Annotated in this window: 17 protein-coding genes; 4 read left to right on the forward strand and 13 right to left on the reverse strand. The window is 41.3% G+C overall.

The window, feature by feature from the left end; genetic code table 11:
* Positions 1-21: 21 nt before the first annotated feature.
* Positions 22-570, forward strand: coding sequence for an NUDIX domain-containing protein (locus tag ABTP35_RS00105; protein ID WP_252079960.1), 549 nt, complete (start codon positions 22-24; stop codon positions 568-570).
* On the opposite strand, the gene hisS is transcribed toward ABTP35_RS00105, so the two are convergent.
* The 6 genes from hisS to rpsF form a co-directional block, all read right to left on the reverse strand.
* Positions 567-1,949, reverse strand: a complete 1,383-nt coding sequence (gene hisS / locus ABTP35_RS00110; RefSeq protein WP_293294986.1) for a histidine--tRNA ligase — start codon at positions 1,947-1,949, stop codon at positions 567-569. The genes ABTP35_RS00105 and hisS overlap by 4 nt on opposite strands.
* A gap of 139 nt (positions 1,950-2,088) precedes the next feature.
* On the reverse strand, positions 2,089-2,562 hold the full coding sequence (locus ABTP35_RS00115; protein ID WP_224836660.1) for a DUF6495 family protein: 474 nt from the start codon (positions 2,560-2,562) through the stop codon (positions 2,089-2,091).
* A 60-nt stretch (positions 2,563-2,622) separates the two neighbouring features.
* Positions 2,623-5,754 (reverse strand): TonB-dependent receptor domain-containing protein, encoded by a 3,132-nt coding sequence (locus ABTP35_RS00120; RefSeq protein WP_293294982.1) that lies wholly within the window; start codon positions 5,752-5,754, stop codon positions 2,623-2,625.
* 252 nt (positions 5,755-6,006) lie between these two features.
* Positions 6,007-6,459 (reverse strand): 50S ribosomal protein L9, encoded by a 453-nt coding sequence (gene rplI / locus ABTP35_RS00125; protein WP_252079964.1) that lies wholly within the window; start codon positions 6,457-6,459, stop codon positions 6,007-6,009.
* 13 nt (positions 6,460-6,472) lie between these two features.
* On the reverse strand, positions 6,473-6,769 hold the full coding sequence (gene rpsR / locus ABTP35_RS00130; protein ID WP_014031368.1) for a 30S ribosomal protein S18: 297 nt from the start codon (positions 6,767-6,769) through the stop codon (positions 6,473-6,475).
* A gap of 4 nt (positions 6,770-6,773) precedes the next feature.
* Entirely contained in the window at positions 6,774-7,112 is a 339-nt protein-coding gene (gene rpsF, locus ABTP35_RS00135) for a 30S ribosomal protein S6 (protein WP_224836657.1), read from the reverse strand.
* 235 nt (positions 7,113-7,347) lie between these two features.
* Here rpsF and ABTP35_RS00140 point away from each other — a divergent pair, with 235 nt between their 5' ends.
* Positions 7,348-8,040 (forward strand): LytTR family DNA-binding domain-containing protein, encoded by a 693-nt coding sequence (locus ABTP35_RS00140; RefSeq protein ID WP_293294979.1) that lies wholly within the window; start codon positions 7,348-7,350, stop codon positions 8,038-8,040.
* Positions 8,041-8,044: 4 nt separating this feature from the next.
* Here the strand turns inward: ABTP35_RS00140 and priA are convergent, their stop codons facing one another.
* From priA to ABTP35_RS00165, 5 genes are all read right to left on the reverse strand, one after another.
* Complete coding sequence (gene priA, locus ABTP35_RS00145; protein ID WP_293294977.1) at positions 8,045-10,501, reverse strand: primosomal protein N'; 2,457 nt, start codon at positions 10,499-10,501, stop codon at positions 8,045-8,047.
* Between the two features lie 3 nt (positions 10,502-10,504).
* Positions 10,505-10,954, reverse strand: coding sequence for a DUF2147 domain-containing protein (locus ABTP35_RS00150; protein WP_252079966.1), 450 nt, complete (start codon positions 10,952-10,954; stop codon positions 10,505-10,507).
* Complete coding sequence (locus ABTP35_RS00155; protein ID WP_293294975.1) at positions 10,929-11,909, reverse strand: YihY/virulence factor BrkB family protein; 981 nt, start codon at positions 11,907-11,909, stop codon at positions 10,929-10,931. The genes ABTP35_RS00150 and ABTP35_RS00155 overlap by 26 nt, the downstream gene beginning before the upstream one ends.
* Complete coding sequence (nadC, locus tag ABTP35_RS00160; RefSeq protein ID WP_293294973.1) at positions 11,910-12,767, reverse strand: carboxylating nicotinate-nucleotide diphosphorylase; 858 nt, start codon at positions 12,765-12,767, stop codon at positions 11,910-11,912.
* 248 nt (positions 12,768-13,015) lie between these two features.
* A complete protein-coding gene (locus tag ABTP35_RS00165) occupies positions 13,016-15,274 on the reverse strand; it encodes a BspA family leucine-rich repeat surface protein (RefSeq protein ID WP_293294971.1) in 2,259 nt (752 codons plus the stop codon).
* A 223-nt stretch (positions 15,275-15,497) separates the two neighbouring features.
* Here ABTP35_RS00165 and rlmH point away from each other — a divergent pair, with 223 nt between their 5' ends.
* Positions 15,498-15,971 (forward strand): 23S rRNA (pseudouridine(1915)-N(3))-methyltransferase RlmH, encoded by a 474-nt coding sequence (gene rlmH, locus ABTP35_RS00170; protein ID WP_224837039.1) that lies wholly within the window; start codon positions 15,498-15,500, stop codon positions 15,969-15,971.
* Here rlmH and serA read toward each other — a convergent pair whose 3' ends face one another.
* Together serA and ABTP35_RS00180 are read right to left on the reverse strand one after the other, a co-directional pair.
* Positions 15,972-17,864 (reverse strand): phosphoglycerate dehydrogenase, encoded by a 1,893-nt coding sequence (serA, locus tag ABTP35_RS00175; RefSeq protein ID WP_252079969.1) that lies wholly within the window; start codon positions 17,862-17,864, stop codon positions 15,972-15,974.
* A gap of 210 nt (positions 17,865-18,074) precedes the next feature.
* A complete protein-coding gene (locus ABTP35_RS00180) occupies positions 18,075-18,527 on the reverse strand; it encodes an isoprenylcysteine carboxylmethyltransferase family protein (protein WP_293294966.1) in 453 nt (150 codons plus the stop codon).
* A gap of 59 nt (positions 18,528-18,586) precedes the next feature.
* Between ABTP35_RS00180 and ABTP35_RS00185 the strand changes: the two genes are divergently transcribed.
* Positions 18,587-19,168 (forward strand): non-canonical purine NTP diphosphatase, encoded by a 582-nt coding sequence (locus ABTP35_RS00185; protein ID WP_293294964.1) that lies wholly within the window; start codon positions 18,587-18,589, stop codon positions 19,166-19,168.
* The last annotated feature ends 115 nt before the right edge of the window (positions 19,169-19,283 follow it).

The following is a 19,283-nucleotide window of genomic DNA, read 5'->3' on the forward strand; positions in this document are numbered from 1 at the left end:
TTTTTTTTATCTTTAGGTAATATGGATGAGCGCATCGACATTTTGGACGAACATGGAAAACCGACGGGGAAATCCTGTTTAAAATCGGAAGCCCATCAAAAAGGGCTTTTGCATCCTACCGTCCATGTTTGGTTATACACTATAGATGGTCGTATTTTGATACAGCAACGGGGGAAAAACAAGGCCACCCATCCTTTACTTTGGGATGTTTCGGTCGCAGGGCATGTTTCCGCTGGCGAGAATGTTGTTGCTGCGGCCATAAGGGAAGTTAGGGAAGAAATAGGCCTGACCATAAACGAAACTGACCTGAAATCCCTGGGAACTTTTAAAGCTGTACATAAAATTTCCGAGGATTTTATCGATGCCGAGCTGCATCACATTTACTTGTGCCAACTCAAATCACCACTGGACCAACTTGTTAAACAAAAAAACGAAGTAGAAAATTTGGCCCTGATACCCCTGTTCAAGTTTGCCGAAGAAACTTGGGGACTGGCCTCCGTGGGTAAATATGTCCCACACGGACCTACCTATTACAAAACCATTGTACAAGAAATAAAAAAAAGAGTCTAGTTTATAATATCCTTGGCAAACTTCGCCACAGCATCAATAGCATAAGCTTTATGCCCGCCGCTCTTCATTTCTTTAACCACAAAAGCATTCGTGTTCAATTCTTCTTCACCCAAAAGAATTACATATGGCACTCCTCTTTTATCTGCGTATTTAAATTGTTTCTGTACTTTGGTATCCGTAGGGTACAAATCCGCTCGTACACCATTTCTACGTAGATCCGCCACCAATTTTAGAGCAGCTTGCGCTTCTTTTTTACCAAAGTTGAGGCACAGTACATCCAAAGATGTGTCCAGACTGTCCGGAAACAAGCCCAACTCCTCCATAACCAAATAAATACGGTCCAATCCGAAAGAAATACCAACGCCGCTCACATCTTTTAGTCCAAAAATACCGGTAAGGTCATCGTAACGGCCGCCACCGCCAATGGAACCCATTTTTACCCCTTCCGGCGCTGCAACTTCGAAAATGGCGCCTGTATAATAATTGAGACCACGGGCAAGGGTTACGTCCAACTTAAGCTTGGCCGATTGCAATCCCAGCTGGTCCATCGTTGCAATAATTTCTTCCAGTTCTGACACACCGAGCATGCCAATTTCGGAATCAGCAAGAATGGCTTTTAGCTTTTCCAATTGCTCGGCTGCGGTCCCCGACATATCGAACAAGGGCTGTGCTTTGGCAATAGCAGCTTCGGAAATGCCTTTCTGCAACATCTCCGCCTTTACCTTCTCCTCGCCTATTTTGTCCAATTTATCCAATGCCACCGTAAAGTCGACCAACAAATGTTTGGCCCCAATGATCTCTGCGATTCCGGATAAAATTTTTCTGTTGTTTATTTTGATGGTAGCTCCTTCTAATCCCAAATCCGTAAAAACGGCATCGTAAAGTTGAACAAACTCTACTTCCTGAAGCAGGGAATTGGCCCCAACCACATCGGCATCGCACTGGTAAAACTCACGAAAACGCCCTTTTTGTGGTCGGTCCGCACGCCACACAGGCTGGATTTGATAACGCTTGAAAGGGAAATCTATCTCGTTCTGGTGCATTACCACATACCGGGCAAACGGCACCGTAAGATCGTAGCGGAGTGCTTTTTCCGAGATTTTCGGCGTCAAGGTTGCTGAATTCTTGGAGCTGTAGGTAACATCATCCACTTTGGAGATAAAATCCCCAGAATTCAAGATTTTAAATATCAAACGGTCTCCTTCATCCCCATATTTACCCATCAAAGTATCATAATTCTCAAAAGATGGGGTCTCTATCGGTTGAAAACCATAAGTCTCAAAATGCTTTTTAATGGTATGGATAATATAGTTGCGCTTGGCCACTTCTGCCGGTGAAAAATCTCTGGTTCCCTTTGGGATGGATGGTTTTTTTGCCATGTGGTATTAAATTCTCGTGCAAATATACGTTTGATGATAGAATGGTGGAAAGCCAAAAGGACAAAAGATTCCCCGATTGCTTAACTCTTTCAGGGTAACCACTGGTTCGATAACTTGATTTCTTGGTTCTAAATTTCCATCAGTGTTCCATGATCTGCTCGAACCATTGGTACAGTTCTCCTTTAGTGATTACCGCACCTTGCTTGATCAATTCGAACTTATCGACATTCTTATCCTCGCCATAGGCTTTGGACGCTGACAGGTATTCCACAAAGTCGGATTGGTAATTTCTTTTGAACCAACCAAAACCTACCTCGGTCCGAAGGTCGATTTCGGGATTAAGAATCTTCACAGAAAATAACTTCATTTCCTTATCCGTCAAGTGAAATAAATGCATGTGCCTTTCGGAAATGTTCTCCAAATACTCCACCTTGTTCAGAACACCTTCCCATATTAAATCGCTGAAAACATCAATCTCTTCTTCGGCCACATCGGGTTTTTCTTCTTTTATGGTCTTCCACTCATCTGCGGTTATGGATTGTGTTGCCAAAAAGTTGATAAATTCCGGGTGCAGTTCTTCCAGTTGTTCCTTAGAAAGTCTTTTATATTTCATGCTGCAAAAATAAAAAAGGCTACGCAATAGCGCAGCCTTTACACTGTATTTCTGCAATAGTTAGTTAAATATATAGCGAACTCCAAATTGAGCCTGCCATCTGGACAACAAGCTTGTATCCGAGCTAAAGGTATCAGTAAAGTTCGTATCAAAAGTATATGTCGGAACATTGTTCTCGTCAACAGTAACTCCCAAAACCTGTTGATTTTGCGGAATTTCAACAATTCCCCAGTCAGAGCTGATCAAGTTTCCAATATTAAGAACATCAACACTTAATTGAATGGTATTTTTGTCGGTAATCTTAATATCTTGGAGAATTTTCATGTCCCATCTACCTCTCCAAGGAGCCAACGCTCCATATCTTTCGGCATATTCCCCTCGATTATCGCTTAAATAATCATCTTGTTGAATAAATTGTTCAAAGGCTTGGGCCTGATCGGCACTGGCAAAGTTCATTTGGCCAATTTCCGATGCAGTGGGTATATATAGAAGATCGTTTATGGCCGAACCATCGTTGTTGATATCTCCTCCATAAATATAGTTGAACCTTCCTCCTTGCGCGTACTCATAAAACGCGGAAATGGTGGTCCCTGTTTTAAAAGCCTTTGAAATAACTCCCACAAACCTATGGGTATCGCCATACCTCGAGTAGGACAATACATCATCATTGGCATTACCGGAAATTGCATTGGCCACAAAAGCATCTCCTGTTATTTCCGCTTCAATGGAATTAACATCCTTTGAATTTAGGTAACTATAGGCCAAACTCGTGTACAAGCCATTATCAAAAGTTTTCTGTGCCTTGAGGACTGCGTTCCAAATTCTACCTTTATCGGAATTGGAGAATACATAAGCATTGTTGATCAAATCACTGTCGGCGTAAACTGGCCTTGTATCCACTCCTTGCAATGTTTCAGATGGTTCGGTCAAGCCCCAGTTTTGTACGTGCGGGCCGTTTACATCTTTGGAATATGAAAGGTCGGCAGTAAGAATCAATCCATTATCGAATCTATAATCTGCACCCAAGCTAGTTCTCCATACTTGCGGCCATTTAAAATCCGGGTCTACTACTTGATAAAAGAAAACATTTGGATTTGCTATTTGATTGCCCAACCAAACAAAAGGGAAACGTCCTGTAAACACACCTGTTCCTCCTCTTAACTGAAGGGTATTGTCCCCATTTACATCCCAATTAAATCCTAGGCGAGGCGATACCAACCACTGATCAGTGGGCATTTTAGTGGAGTCAAAAAATACGGTCTCCCCATTATTAGGGTTAACATAGGGAATATCGGGAACATAGGCAGGGGCAACATTGATCACATCCTGAGCTTTTCTAGAAGAATCGAAATAAAGAGGACGATCAAAACGCACTCCATAAGTCAATTTAAAATTCTCCGTGGCATTCCATTCATCCTGCAAATAAAAAGCCAATTGCCCCACATTGGTTTCTGCCAGGGCCCATCCTCCAAGGTTTCCCTCGCCATTTGCTTCCAAAGAATTGTTCGCTGCTATGGCTGCATTAAATGCATCTTGATAGAAAGCTACGAGATCGGCTTCGTTGGACGGATCTCTAAAATCTGCTATGGAACCCGTTGGAAAAAAGACACCTTGAGCACCATAGGCGCCTAAATTAAATGAGTTATCGAACTCGAACCGTTCAAAGGAAAATCCGATTGTAAAGGTATGATCTCCTTCAAAAAAGTTGAGGTTGTTGGTAAGCTGAAACACCTTTTGATCCAAACGGTTATTAATGGAAAAAGGTTCATGACCTGCAATGATATAGTTAGAACTCCCATTTTCATCCAATAGTGTAATGGTTGGTGCCGGTGTGGATTTTGGATTTCGGAAATCATCAAAATGGGTGTATCCCACCTGTAATTTATTGATTGCTTGATCGGATAATGTAGAATTTAACTCCAGTTGAACCGAACGAATTTTATTATTGATTTCATAACCAGCATTTTCAAATTGCAGTGTGGTTAGATTTGGCCCTCTGAACCCCAAAGCGGTCGGGTGTGCGGGCTTTTCTTTGGAGGCGTTCAAGAAGTTGTAGATAATTGCCAATCTATTGTTTTCGTTTATGTTCCAATCCAACTTGAATATGCCTTTGGTCGATTCTTGATCAAAATTAAACCCTTCAAAACTTCCTGGATCGTAGAACTGCCCGTCTCCAATGGTTACCTGGCTTAAAATATTGGAAACCAATTCAAAATCCGAGGCCAACACTCGAGATTCATTTATTCCTCCTGTACCTCTGTTTGGTACAAAACCCGCACTTCCCAAATCCGTCCTATCGTCTTTTTCAAAGTTGGCAAAGAAGAATAACTTGTTTTTTACAATGGGGCCACCTATGCTGATTCCGTATTGAGACTGGCTTAGGTCTGCCTTGAACACATCATCGCCCTTTACTTTACCTCCGGTAAGGTCCTCGTTACGGTAGAAACCATAAACGGTTCCATAGAACTCATTTGTACCACTTTTGGTGACGGCATTTACGGAAGCTCCCGTAAATCCGGATTGGGTAACATCATACGGAGCAATGCTTACTTGGATTTGGTCTATGGCATCGATGGAAATCGGATTGGCGTCCGTTTGCCCTCCCGGTTGCGCAGCATCCAGTCCAAAGGGGTTATTAAATATGGCCCCATCCAGTGAAAAGTTATTGAATTGATCATTTCTTCCTCCAAACGAACCGGCACTGGCAGTGGGCTCCAATCGGGTAAAATCGTTTGTCGACCTTGAAATTGTAGGCAAACGGGTCAGCTCCCTTCGTCCTACACTGGTTTCTGCACCTGTGCGGTCACTACCAAAGGTACCTCCTCTATCCGATACCACCACCACTTCTTCCAATTGTTGGCTATCGGAAGCCAAATTGACATTAAGGTTGAATGTTTTACCGAGCGATAAAAAAACATCATTTTGCGACTCTGCTTTAAATCCAACATAAGAAATGGAAACCTCATAAGGTCCTCCTACTCTTAAATTAAGGAGGTTAAAGCGTCCTTCCTCGTTGGTTATGGCACCATAACGTGTGCCGGTCGGTGTGTGCACGGCCACCACATTTGCACCCAATAAGGGCACACCCTGATCATCCGAAACTGTTCCTCGAATATTGGATGTGGTAACCTGTGAAAAAGCAGAAGTGGATACCAATAAAAAAAGCAGTCCAAAGAGTTGAATTTTATTCATAACGAGTTAGTTATTAGTTTGTTCGATTACAAACATAGATAAAAAAAGTACTGGCCGGCCATAACTCTTTATGATTTATTAACGAAAATTTAAACATTAAAATCCTACTTTTTAACCATTGAATGTACGACAATGCTGCTCTATCCGCTATGTTGACCTTAAAATATCAAACAGGCCATTATTGGGATACATTGATCAAAATAAAAAAGCCCTCCAAAATAGGAGGGCTTTAATAGTATTATTATCTGAAGTTTATTTTGCTTCCGCAACCACTTCAAAAGGGAATTCTACGATAACTTCCCTGTGCAATCTGATAATGGCTTCGTAAGGACCAACTCTTTTGACAGCTCCACCTTTAATATTGATGAATTTTTTGTCAATTTGGTGCCCTTCTTTATCCAAGGCAGCGGCTAGGTCTATGTTGGTTACAGATCCGAACAATTTGTCGCCTGCACCAACTTTTGCAGCAATTTTGATTTCCAATTGCTTCAACGCATTGGCAACCTTGGTTGCTTCATCTATTACCTTTTTCTCCTTGTGAGCTCTTTGTTTTAGGTTTTCTGCCAAAACTTTTTTGGCAGAAGGTGTAGCCAAATCGGCCAAACCTTGAGGGATAAGGTAGTTTCTGCCGTAACCGTTCTTTACGGTAACGATATCATCCTTAAATCCCAAATCCTGTACATCTTCTTTTAGAATAAGTTCCATTCTCTGGTGTTTTTTATTTCAACATATCGCCAACATACGGCATTAACGCTAGGTGACGGGCACGTTTTACGGCCTGTGCCACTTTTCTTTGGTATTTCAATGAAGTACCTGTAAGTCTTCTTGGAAGCAATTTACCTTGCTCGTTTACCAATTTCATCAAAAAATCCGGGTCTTTATAGTCTATGTACTTAATACCCGATTTTTTGAACCTACAATACTTTTTTTGCTTGCTGGTCTCAATATTAAGCGGGGTCAAATATCTGATTTCCCCGTCTTTTTTTGATTTTGCTTGTTGCTCTATAGATGCCATACCCTTATGCCTTTGCTTTTAATTTAGTTCTTCTTTTTTCCGCCCAAGCAATAGCGTGCTTGTCCAATTTAACGGTCAAAAAACGCATAACGCGCTCATCTCTTCTAAATTCCAATTCGTAAGGTCCAATGGCTTCGCCAGGTGCTTGGAATTCGAACAAGTGGTAAAATCCACTTTTTTTGTGCTGAATGGGATAGGCCAATTTTTTAAGTCCCCAATCTTCTTTGGAGACCATTTTGGCACCATTCTTAATCAAGAAATCCTCGAATTTCTTGACTGTTTCCTCTATCTGCGTTTCAGACAGAACGGGATTCAAAATGAAAACAGTTTCGTAATGGTTCATTATACTATATTTTTAAAGGAGCGCAAAATTAAGAATAATTCTTTCCTCTTGCAAGAAAACCAAAAAAACTTCGTTTAAGTACAAGAGTTATCAACACTGTTAAACCTAGTAAACCTAAATAACACATATGGTAATTTACACAACAAAATAGACCATGTTTACATCTTTTGTTGCTCCTAAACGTCTTTTTTGTGTACTTTGCCGATGATTTAAAACCCTACAAATCACCCCATTCATGAAATTAAAAAGTATAATTGTAGACGATTCCTCCATGCAGCGCATGGCCGTGGCAAAATTGGTCAACAATCATCCACATTTGGCCTTGGTTGCCGAGTACAGCAACGCCATTGAAGCCAAAAATGGTTTAAAAAACCACGATATCGATCTTATCTTCTTAGATGTTGAGATGCCGATCATAAGTGGTTTTGACCTTTTAGAGGCCCTAGAGAACCCTCCACAGGTAATTCTGATCACTGGAAAACCTGATTATGCACTTAAAGCATTTGACTACGACGTAACCGATTACCTTCACAAACCCATAACTTTGGCCCGTTTTGAAGCTTCCGTAAAAAGAGCCGTTGCCAAATACGAGCAAATGAACAGGGTGGACGAAGATGAAGAGCACATCTTTGTAAAGAGCAACCTTAAAAAGCGTAAGGTTATCCTAAACGATATCAAATGGATAGAAGCGTTGGGTGATTACATTAAATTGGTGACAGATGAAGCCAATATTGTGATTCTTTCCACAATGAAATCTTTCGAAAAGCAATTGCCGGCCGAAAAATTTCTACGTATCCATAAATCTTATATTGTGAATCTGGAGAAGATTGAAAAATTCAACAGTAAAAATGTTGAAGTAGGGGGCAGACAGATTCCATTGAGTAGAAACAAGAAAACCGAACTGGCCGAAGCGCTAGCCAACGTATAATTACTTATATGTGGTCCACATTGTAGACCAATCGAACACTTTTATACTTGGAAATAGCATTAAAAGATTTTTCAATTCTTTTAATGCTATTTTTTGTTTGGGCCAATGGTTGATTTCTAGGTATTTTAACCAAGATGTTTTTAAGGTAGTCTCTCCGAATTCGCGACACTGGCGGATATTCCGGCCCAAGTATGTTTGACCCCAGCACATTGCGCAAAGAGCCTGCCATCCAATCCGCGGCCTCGTTCAGTTTATTAAAGTCCTTATCCTTCAAGGTTATTTTTATGAGCCTCACCAAGGGCGGATACTTAAACTGTTCCCTCTCGTAAAACTGTTCTTGGAACATTTTATCATAATTATTCGTAGTTACCTGCTGCAATATTTGATGATAAGGGTTGTACGTCTGAATCAGTACTTTACCACGCTTTTTGGTACGCCCTGCCCTACCTGCTACCTGTGTTAGCATTTGATAGCTTCGCTCGTGGGCACGATAATCGGGGAAATTGAGCATGGAATCCGCATTCATGATACCCACTAAGCTCACATTTCTAAAATCGAGTCCTTTTGTGACCATTTGGGTGCCCACTAGAATATCCATCTCTTGGTTTTCAAAAGATGAAATAATTTTTTCATAAGCATATTTGCCACGAGTGGTATCCAAATCCATACGGCCAACCTTAACATCTGGAAACAACTGTCCCAACTCCTGTTGTATTTGTTCTGTGCCAAAGCCCTTATTGTCCAATGTAGGGCTACCGCATGCCAAACATGCTTGTTGCAATGCCATATGATACCCACAATAATGGCAGCGCAATTGATTTCTGTGTTGGTGGTACGTTAAACTTACATCGCAATTGGGACATTGGGCCACGTGTCCACAAGTAGTGCATTCCACCACCGGGGCAAACCCCCTTCGGTTTTGAAAAAGAATAATCTGTTCCCCCTCTTCCAACGCTTCCTCGATGGCCTTTATAAGCGTTTCCGAAAAATGACCTTTCATTCGGCGTTTTCTGGTAGCCTCCTTAATATCCACCAAATTGATATCGGGCATTAAAACATCGCCAAATCTATGTGCCATGGATGCATACCCATATTTTGCTGTCTTAGCATTGTACATGCTCTCTATACTCGGAGTGGCAGAACCTAGAACAATATTTGCACTATGCAATGCCGCGAGCACAACGGCCGCATCCCTGGCTTGATATCTTGGTGCCGGGTCGAATTGCTTAAAAGAATTCTCGTGCTCCTCGTCCACGACCACCAATCCCAAATTGGTAAAGGGCAAAAAAAGTGAAGAACGTGCTCCAATTACGATTCGAGCTTTTTCTGCATCTTTCAATACATTGTTCCATACCTCCACCCTTTCGTGAATGCTATATTTTGAATGATATACGGATACTTGATGGCCAAAATATTGCTGTAATCGGTTGATCAATTGGGAGGTCAGAGCAATTTCAGGAAGCAAATACAGCGCTTGCTTTCCTTCATCCAGACATTTTTTGATGAGTTTTACATACACCTCTGTTTTTCCTGAAGAAGTTACCCCATGCAACAATACGGGTTTTTCTACGTCGAACCCATGCTGTATATCGTCTAGGGCCCGATGTTGATGCTCGTTCAATTCAATAGCTCCAACATCACCCGATCGCCCATCGAACTCCACCCGATCTTTTCGGATATGGTATTCTTCCAGAATATTTTTATCGATCAAGGCTTTGATTACCGAACGGGAACCCCCGCTCTCCTTTTCCAGTTCCGAAATAGGTATGGGTTTGGCGCTTTTGGCCCTTAATTGAAATAAAGAAAGAACCACTTGGCTCTGCATGGGAGCCCTGGTTAGATCGTTCAGCAGTTCGGATAGTTGTTCTTCGCCTTCAAATTGCTCAGCGAGCTTAACATAGCGTACCAATTTAGGTCTGTATTGTTCGTACAGTTCTTCTTTTTGAAGCACAATACCTTTGTACACCAAGGCATTGACTATTTTCAACACATTTTTTTTATCCAGGATATCGCTGACCTCGGAGATTTTCAATGCGGTTTGATGTTGAAGTGCTTCGTAGATCAAAAACTCGTCATCGGTGAGTTGCAATTCGTCTACCTTTACATTTTTGTTGGGCAAAATTAGGGTTTCGCTTTCCAACAAAAAGGCACTGGGCAGGGCGCTCCGAACAACTTCGCCCAACGTGCACATATAATAATTGGCCACCCATTCCCAATGCTTCAACTGCACTTTGTCCACTACGGGCCGTTCGTCCAGAATTTGATAAATCTCTTTGGGTTCGTAGGCTTCTGGAGCATGGGTATGCACTTTGTAGGCCAATGCGGTGTATATCTTGGTCTTGCCAAAAGGTACGGCAACTCGCATTCCCACTTGAATAAAATCGGCTTCTGCTTCCGATATTTTATAGGTGAAAAGCTTTTCCAAAGGAATTGGTAAAACTACCTCTAAAAAATATTCCATAAATTATTCCTCGATTACCCTGTGCCATGTTTGTGTACGGTACAAAAAGGCTAAATATCCACGTACTTTTAGCCTATTTTTGTTCTCCTCGTCCAACCAGACCTTAGCTTTAAAAGTCATAGCTTTTTCAGGGTCGAAAAGGGTATCCCCTTTATATATGCCCTTGCTGTTCTTTTCAAAATCCTCCATGATCTTCATTCCAAGAACGGGCTTGTCCTTTCTTTCTCCTTCACATTTTGTGCACCTTGCATCTTTTTTGCCCTCTTCCAATATTTTTACCACTTTGGCGTGCATCAACCCATCTTCCTCGTAAATTTCGATGATTGCCTTGTTTACCCCATTTCGATCATCGATAGTTTTCCATTTACCAAAAACTGTTTGCGATAGGGTTATCTGGCAGCAGAGAAAACACACCAAACCGATCCATTTATTGTATGTCCTTCTGTTTTTCATGTCTTTTTTTTAATGAGTTGAGGGTTGCGTTCAGTTCAAAGCCCAATAATAAGATATTGGAATTTAACCAAATAAACACCATTAATATCAATAATCCACCCAAAGCACCATAGAGTTCGTTGTAACGAGCAAATTTTTCAACATAAATTCCGAACAGATAGGACGTCAATAAAAATAATAGGGTGGTCATTAACGCACCTGCGGAAAAAAATCGGGCTTGCCTGCCTTCTGCAGTCCCAAAATAGTACAGTATGGCCGTTGTAAAATAGGAAAGGCTTAGAAAAAACAACACTTTGGCTACCTGTATTCCGATGGTATCTCCTTTTTCCACATCGTAACCCAACGTTTTGCCTAAATATTCACTGGTGTACTCTACAATATAAAATTCAAAATACACAAATGCCACCGCTCCCACGATCAATAAAATGGACAGAATTAAACCTACCATAAGTGCATAGGCATACTGACGGAAAAAATTCCGTGTCAATTCCACATGGTAAGAGTTTTCGAAACCCCCAAATATCGCATTTACGCCATTGGCCATTAAAAAAATAGACAAAATAAATGCCGAGGAAAGTAATCCGCCCTGCTTTTGATCCTTTATCTGTTGATAGATTTCTCCGAAATAATCGCTCGTTGCCGATGGGAGAAAAGACTCCAAAAAGTCCAAAAACTGGGCGTCGAAATTCTCGTTGCCCACACTTACGTATGGAATGATGAAAGGAACCATGGTCACCAAAAAAATGAGCAGGGGAAACAATGCCAAAAAAATACTGAAAGCGATGGAACTCGCCCTTGAAGAAAGTGCTCCTTTGACAATTCCCATCAAATACATTTCGATCAAATCATAGAAGGAGAGGCCCTCAAAAGCTTTGAGCTTAATCTTTTTCAATACCTGTACAATCCAATTGACCACGGGTATCTTCTCCAACTGCTCTTCTATGGCTGCAGACATTTAAATGGCTTTTAAACTTAGGTCCATGTTGTGTACGGAATGGGTCAAGGCTCCCGAAGAAATATAATTTACACCGCATTCGGCATATTTTCTCAGGGTTTCCATTGTTATACCTCCGGAAGATTCCGTAAGGCATTTATTTCCTATTCTTTTGACCGCTTCGCGGGTTTGATCGTAATCAAAATTATCCAAGAGTATTCTGTAGACCCCTTCGGATTTTAATATCTCGTCCACCTCCTCTAAATTTCTGGCCTCCACGATAATTTTAAGGTCCTTTCCTGTTTCTTTAAGGTAATCCCTTGTTTTTTGAATGGCATTTGTAATACCTCCAGAAAAATCGATGTGGTTGTCCTTGAGCATGATCATATCGTAGAGGGCAAACCGATGGTTTTCTCCCCCTCCTATCTTTACCGCCCATTTTTCTAGGGCCCTAATCCCCGGGGTAGTTTTTCGTGTGTCCAGAATTTTGGTGCCCGTACTTTCCAAAATACTTACATATCCTTTTGTTTTTGTGGCAATGGCGCTCATACGCTGCATGGCATTGAGCACCAAGCGTTCGGCCTTTAGAATGCTTTGCGATTTTCCTTCCACATAAAAAACGACATCTCCGTATTTAACGGGGGTGCCGTCCTCCAGCAAAATTTCCGTTTTTAAATCAGGGTCCACGTAGTGAAAGACCTGTTTGGCAAAGGCCACTCCGGCAATAATGCCCTCATCCTTGACCAAAAGTTTTGCCTTTCCTTTTGCAGTTGAGGGAATACAGGCCAAGGAACTGTGGTCGCCATCGCCAACATCTTCCCTAACGGCATTGGCAATGATCAGATCTAGTTCTTTTTGAAATTGTACTTCGGAAATCATCCACTTGGGGTTTTCACGAAAATAGTAAAAACATTGCTGTTGGTAGATAAAATTCCTTGCTGAGATATGTGGGATGTCCAATAGATTTTTACAAGACTGAAACCACTAACATCTTTATAAACTTATACTCAACAACATAGTTGGGGATTGCTGGAATACCAGCTAGAAAAAATCATCCACACAAAATAAAAAACCACCGAAAAATAAAACTATTTTTCCAGTGGTCCTAAAATCAAAAATTTGAATGTTTATGGACAAAGATTAAACTGCATATCAAACCCTGTGATGTTCCAAGAAAAATCGTTCATAAGAACGCCAAGGGCATAATCCGCGTCTTGTCCACAAAGAACAACGTCTTGCATTCCCAAGTTAATAGTATAGGGGCCTTGGTTATCGTTTTGCTGTACAAAATTGGCCCAACCCACCAAGGTGGCATTGGCATTGGTGTAGGACATACCAGAATAATCGAACATATCCGTCATGTAAACAATACTACCTATATCCCAACTACCCAAATCTTGGTCAAAGGTTATTGTTTCTCCAAACATTTCCCGCATATCGGTAACATTACCTGTATTCCATCCCCCAATATCCTGATTGAAAGTGGCTGCACCTTTGAACATCTCCGTCATTTTTGTAACATTAGCAGTGTTCCAACCACTAATATCTTGGTCAAAGGCGATTGCATTTTTAAACATTTGATTCATATGGATAACATTATCAGTTACCCAACCACCTATATTTTGATTGAAAGCGGTTGCTCCACTGAACACGTCTATCATATTTGTGACATTAGATGTGTTCCACCCACCGATATCCTGGTTAAAACTTGAGGCACCAACGAACATACCGCCAATACTGGTTACATTACCAATATTCCATTGAGAAATATTCTGATTGAAGTTTGTTGCACCTAAAAACATATAGGTCATGTCGGTGACCATTCCTGTATCCCATCCCCCAATATCTTGATTGAAAGCTGCCGCATTCATGAACATTGATCTCATATTTACCACTTTACTAGTATTCCAGCTTCCTATATCCCTGTTGAAAACGGTCGCCCCGCGAAACATTTCCTCCATGGATTCAACTTTTCCTGTGTTCCAACTCCCAATATCTTGGTTAAAACTAGAGGCATTGGTGAACATGCCTCTCATATTTGTTACGTTACCAGTATTCCACCCTGATATATCTTGGTTAAAGGTAAAGGCGCTCAAAAACATAAGTTCCATATCTTGCACATTGCCCGTATCCCAACTTCCAATAGCACCGTTGAACCCTTCTGCAATATAAAACATAAAGGACATATTGGTTACTTTACTGGTGTCCCAATCATTCAAATCTTGATTAAAGCTGGTTGCATTGAAAAACAATTTATGCATGTTGGTGACATTGCTCGTATTCCAAGAACCAATGGCCCCATTAAAGTTTTGACTAAATGCAAACATTTCTTGCATATCTGTGACCTCTGAGAGGTCTGGGGTATCCTCGGCCGAAAAAGTCAACAAGTCCTGGCAATTAGAAAAAGATCTGTACATGGATTGCCATTTACCTGTACCCCATTGTGCCACATCTACAAGTGACTTTCGGCTGATATGGTCCGAGGACCACATCTGAATAGCAGGGAAAACACCTTTAATAGCTACTGAATAAATTCCCTCATCTTGGTAGGTGTGGGAAGGATTCTGTTCCGTGAGTTCTTCTACTGTACCATCTCCCCAGTCAATAGTGTAATCATATTCGTAGTCAGGATTGGTTCCGACAGTAATCTTCTGACCTTCATCTACTTGCCATTTAGTAATAAAAGATGCAGGGTCATCAGTAAGTACACCATTATCAATGACCAAAATTGTAACCGTAAACTCTGCTGATATATTTCCGTCGCTAACCTGAACCTTAATTGTATGTCCTTCTTTGATTTCAAAATCCAAAGCCCTGCCTTCCAAGAGAGAAAGTTCACCCGTTTCGGTAATCTCAAAAAGTTCAGCTGTATCTTCTACAATACTAAAGGTAAGAGTATCACCTTCTGGGTCGGTGGCCACCACAGTACCTATAATATGAGTATCGGATACATCCTCTAAGACAGAAAAGGCCTGCGGCTCTGCGGACGGAGAAAGGTTCTCCGGCTCCACCTGAGTCACCTCTATAGTAACTTCATTATTGGCCTCATCGGTGCCATCGGTCACCTCTACGGTAATGATGTGTTTGGACTTGGCTTCGTAGTTTAGGGATTTGCCCGTTGCCAGGCTCAGACCTCCTGCTTTGGTAATCTTAAAAAGACCATTGTCGTTCTGTGTTATGGAAAAGGTGAGTTCATCATCCTTGTCTTCATCCGTGGCCTTTACGGTACCGATAAGTTGGGCATCAGAAATGTTTTCGGGCACTGTAAAGGTCTGCGCCGCGATGCTGGGCGCATTGTTCTGCGGCGGTGGCGGTGCATCGTCCTTGCCACAGCTCCAGAACAGGATAAGGCTCAAAAGGGCCAAAAAGTAGGTCTTGTTGTTCATTTTTGGGTAGGATTTTGGTAAACTGTCCCAATCTCGGCAATTTCTGCCAGTTTTTGGGCACGATCTGACGAACGCCCCTTATGATCTGACGGATGGGGTTTTGGGGTACGGGTTTCTAGTTTCGGGTTCAGAGTTGATACTTTTCGCTTAAAAAAATGAATCCAGAAATGGATGACTTTCATTGTAAACTTCAATTTCTTCTGAGAAAAATCTATTTTTGGGCATGCAGATTACTTTGATCGCCATAGGAAAAACCGATAAGTCTGAACTTGAAGAACTTATAGCCATATACGAAAAACGGTTGAAGCATTATATCAAGTTTCAAATGAATATTATTCCAGATATAAAAAACAGAAAAAATCTTTCGGAACCCCAGCAAAAAGAAAAAGAGGGCGAACTTATCCTTGGTCAATTGCAACCTACGGACACCTTGATCCTTCTTGATGAAAAAGGAAAACAATACACCTCTGTTGATTTTGCCCAGTTCTTGCAGAAAAAGATGAACAGTGGCATTAAAAATCTTGTGTTGGCCATTGGTGGACCTTATGGTTTCAGCGATGCCGTTTATTCCAAAAGCGCCGGAAAAATCAGTTTATCCAAAATGACGTTTTCCCATCAAATGGTGCGATTGTTCGTAGTTGAACAAATTTATCGGGGGTTCACCATTCTCAGGAACGAACCCTATCACCACCAATAATTAATATAAAACCCTAAACTTAATGGTGTTCTCGATTTTCTTGAGCGCCTTGATCACTTCCTTATTATATTCTTTGTCCAAATCGGTGATCACGTAACCAACTTCGCTATCTGTAGACAGATATTGTCCAGAAATATTGAGTCCATATTGTGCCAACACTTCGTTTATCTTGGCCATTATTCCGGGAACATTCCGGTGTATATGTAAAAATCGATGGACTCCATTTTGTTTAGGCAACCTAATATTCGGGAAGTTAACCGCATCTACGGTATTTCCAGAATTTATGTAATCCATTATTTTGTTGGGCACAAAATCGGCAATATCTCGTTGTGCTTCTTCGGTGCTACCACCAATATGAGGGGTTAGGATTACGTTGGACAATCCTTGCAATGGTGTTTTAAAGCTTCCATTACTACGTGGCTCGGATGGGTAAACATCTATCGCCGCTCCGCCCAATTTTCCACTTTCCAGTGCATCGGCCAAAGCTTCTATATCCACTACGAACCCTCTGGAAAGATTAATAAGTTTGGCTCCATCTTTCATTTGGTCGATTTCACGCTTACCTATAAAATTTTTATTGGCCTTGTTATCATCTACATGCAGGGTAACAACATCCGAAACATTGAGCAAACTCTCCAAGGTGTCACATTTTACTGCGTTACCCAATGCCAGCTGATCGTTAACATCATAGTAATACACCTTCATCCCCATGGCTTCTGCCAAAACGGACATTTGTTTTCCTATATTCCCGTAACCAACTATACCTAAATTTTTTCCACGTACTTCTTGCGAACCGGCTGCGGTTTTGTTCCACTCGCCATTATGGATTTCCGTACTTCTGGGAAAAATGCTCCGCATGAGCATAATGGTCTGTCCAATGGCCAGTTCCACTACGGAACGGGTATTGCTGTACGGTGCATTGAAGACCACTACGCCTTTCTTTTTGCTGTATTCCAAATCGATTTGGGTGGTTCCGATACAAAAAGCTCCGACCACCAATAACTTATCGGCGGCATCCAACACTTTTTGGGTAACCTGTGTCTTGGACCTAATTCCTAGTACATGCACCCCTTTGATTCGCTCGATGAGGTCTTCTTCGGATAAACTGGTCTTGATCAGTTCCACTGAAAATCCTTCTTCCGATAGGTTTTCGAATGCAGCCGGGTGGACATTTTCCAATAAAAGGATCTTAATTCTGTTCTTGGGGTATGATAAGTTTCTTGGCAAATCGTTCACAAATAAAAATTCATCTAGGTTAGGTGCTACGTGGTCGGCATTATTGGCAGCCTTTTCTCGATGCACATTTTCGGTATAGGCGAAAAATTTATGGGCTATCCCGGCCTCGCGCATTACATAATCGCTATAGCCGTCGCCGATCACCTGGACCTCGCCATCTAAATCCAAGTTTTTTAAACATTCTATTTTTCCGTTGTGGGTGGCAAGCACGTTGGTTTCGTCGAAACCTGTTATATTGCCAGCTTCATCAAAAGTAAAGGTGTTTGCAAACACTCTTTCGGATGGAATGTTGTATTCTTTAACAATTGGGTCTATAAATTCCTTGAACCCGCAGGAGATTACATAAATATCTTCGGAATATTCATAAAAAAACTGCTTGTTGGCTTCTATGGATTTGGAAATTTTCTGACGCAGTTCGGTCACCAAATCTTCCAGATCTTTTTTGTTCGCATCCAGCAATCGGATTCTGCGTTCCAACGATTCCGTAAAAGATATGTCGCCATCGATCCCCAAATTGGTGATTTTTTGGATTTCCGACACTATTTCATCTCTCTTTGGATTTCCTTGCAGTGTCATTTCCGCCAAAACATCCAACGCCTCAACCCTTGTGAGGGTACTATCAAAATCGAACACATATTTGCGCCCTGTCTCTACCATGATTCGCTTCAAAAAAATTAAGGCATAAAATTAAACATTAATTCCATCCTTGTAATTGGAAGTTATCAAAAACCTTACACTTTTACGGATAAATCAAAAATCCATTACGATTTGTTTTAAATGCTACCCAAAAACCATCATTCTGCAGTTATGTGCAAATCAAAGTCCAGCTCTCAGTACCCTAAAGGTCAAAAAGTGGCTGTATCCTAATCAGAACCATCGCCGGGTTAATTTACAGTAGAAACGGTACTCCTTACCAAACTTTTGTTGGAGCATATCTTCTTCCGGTTGTATTTGAAAATGGTTCATATAGGACACAAAACCAGCCGCCACAAGGGTATTAAAAGCATTGCCCAGCCAAAGGCCTAGAGCCAATAGTAGTAGCAAAAGCCCCAAATACATAGGGTTCCTGCTAACATTGTAAACCCCTTTGGTCATCAACCTGCTGGTTTTTTGAGGGTGCATGGGATCCAAACTTGTTTTTCCCGTCCAAAATTGCAACACGGCCAATAATCCTACTATTACTCCTAAGACAAAAAGTATCCAAGCCAGTTGGTTCCTGCCAAAAAAATCAAACTCACCTACTGGCAAAAACCTATCCAGAAGGAACATTGTCCCTCCAAAAATCAACATCACCAAAGCTGGCGGTACTTTTAATTTCATACAAATAACTTAAAATCCGAAATTACTACTTTTGAATCTCAAAATAGAGACCTTTTGATTTGAAACTAGTTTTTGCCACACATAACGACCATAAGCTGAAAGAAGTTCAGCAATTGCTTCCAAAAAATATCCAACTACTGTCATTAAAAGATATTGATTGTTTTGACGAGATTCCCGAGACAGGGGATACATTGGAAGAAAACGCCAAAATTAAGGCAGATCACATTACCCAAACCTATGGTTTGAACTGTTTCTCGGATGATACCGGCTTACTTGTGGATGCATTAAATGGAGCTCCTGGAGTATACTCGGCCAGATATGCGGGGGAACAAAAAGATGCCTCGGACAATATGCAGAAATTGTTAAACGAGTTGAACGGAAAAAATAATCGGAAAGCACATTTTAAGACCGCAGTACATCTTAATCTAAATGGAGAAGTCCACGCTTTTGAAGGAACGGTCGAAGGCGTCATAACGGATAAAGAACAAGGAAAAGGAGGGTTTGGCTACGACCCCATCTTTAAACCAAATGGATTCGATAAAACCTTTGGCGAACTGCCTTCCAATGTAAAAAACTCCATTAGTCACCGTGGTAGGGCCATTCGAAAATTGGTGGAATTCTTAAAAAAGAACGCCACTTAGGTTGTAGCAATCAAAATAAGTGTACCTTTGCCGCTTTATTAACGCCGCCGGTATGGGCAAGGTGTTGTGATGGGCTTGAACGGGAAATACTATAATCGCTCTATACAACACAAAC

Origin of the sequence: Flagellimonas alginilytica (assembly GCF_042134605.1) — a bacterium.
In the GTDB taxonomy this organism is placed as follows: Bacteria; Bacteroidota; Bacteroidia; order Flavobacteriales; family Flavobacteriaceae; genus Flagellimonas; species Flagellimonas alginolytica.

Coding starts and splice junctions, on each gene's coding strand:
- ABTP35_RS00120 (WP_293294982.1), bottom strand. CDS start 5,754: ATGAATAAAATTCAACTCTTTGGACTGCTTTTTTTATTGGTATCCACT.
- ABTP35_RS00115 (WP_224836660.1), bottom strand. CDS start 2,562: ATGAAATATAAAAGACTTTCTAAGGAACAACTGGAAGAACTGCACCCG.
- hisS (WP_293294986.1), bottom strand. CDS start 1,949: ATGGCAAAAAAACCATCCATCCCAAAGGGAACCAGAGATTTTTCACCG.
- nadC (WP_293294973.1), bottom strand. CDS start 12,767: ATGATTTCCGAAGTACAATTTCAAAAAGAACTAGATCTGATCATTGCC.
- serA (WP_252079969.1), bottom strand. CDS start 17,864: ATGGTAGAGACAGGGCGCAAATATGTGTTCGATTTTGATAGTACCCTC.
- ABTP35_RS00140 (WP_293294979.1), top strand. CDS start 7,348: ATGAAATTAAAAAGTATAATTGTAGACGATTCCTCCATGCAGCGCATG.
- ABTP35_RS00165 (WP_293294971.1), bottom strand. CDS start 15,274: ATGAACAACAAGACCTACTTTTTGGCCCTTTTGAGCCTTATCCTGTTC.
- ABTP35_RS00105 (WP_252079960.1), top strand. CDS start 22: ATGGATGAGCGCATCGACATTTTGGACGAACATGGAAAACCGACGGGG.
- ABTP35_RS00180 (WP_293294966.1), bottom strand. CDS start 18,527: ATGAAATTAAAAGTACCGCCAGCTTTGGTGATGTTGATTTTTGGAGGG.
- ABTP35_RS00155 (WP_293294975.1), bottom strand. CDS start 11,909: ATGTCTGCAGCCATAGAAGAGCAGTTGGAGAAGATACCCGTGGTCAAT.
- rpsR (WP_014031368.1), bottom strand. CDS start 6,769: ATGGCATCTATAGAGCAACAAGCAAAATCAAAAAAAGACGGGGAAATC.
- rpsF (WP_224836657.1), bottom strand. CDS start 7,112: ATGAACCATTACGAAACTGTTTTCATTTTGAATCCCGTTCTGTCTGAA.
- rplI (WP_252079964.1), bottom strand. CDS start 6,459: ATGGAACTTATTCTAAAAGAAGATGTACAGGATTTGGGATTTAAGGAT.
- ABTP35_RS00150 (WP_252079966.1), bottom strand. CDS start 10,954: ATGAAAAACAGAAGGACATACAATAAATGGATCGGTTTGGTGTGTTTT.
- priA (WP_293294977.1), bottom strand. CDS start 10,501: ATGGAATATTTTTTAGAGGTAGTTTTACCAATTCCTTTGGAAAAGCTT.
- rlmH (WP_224837039.1), top strand. CDS start 15,498: ATGCAGATTACTTTGATCGCCATAGGAAAAACCGATAAGTCTGAACTT.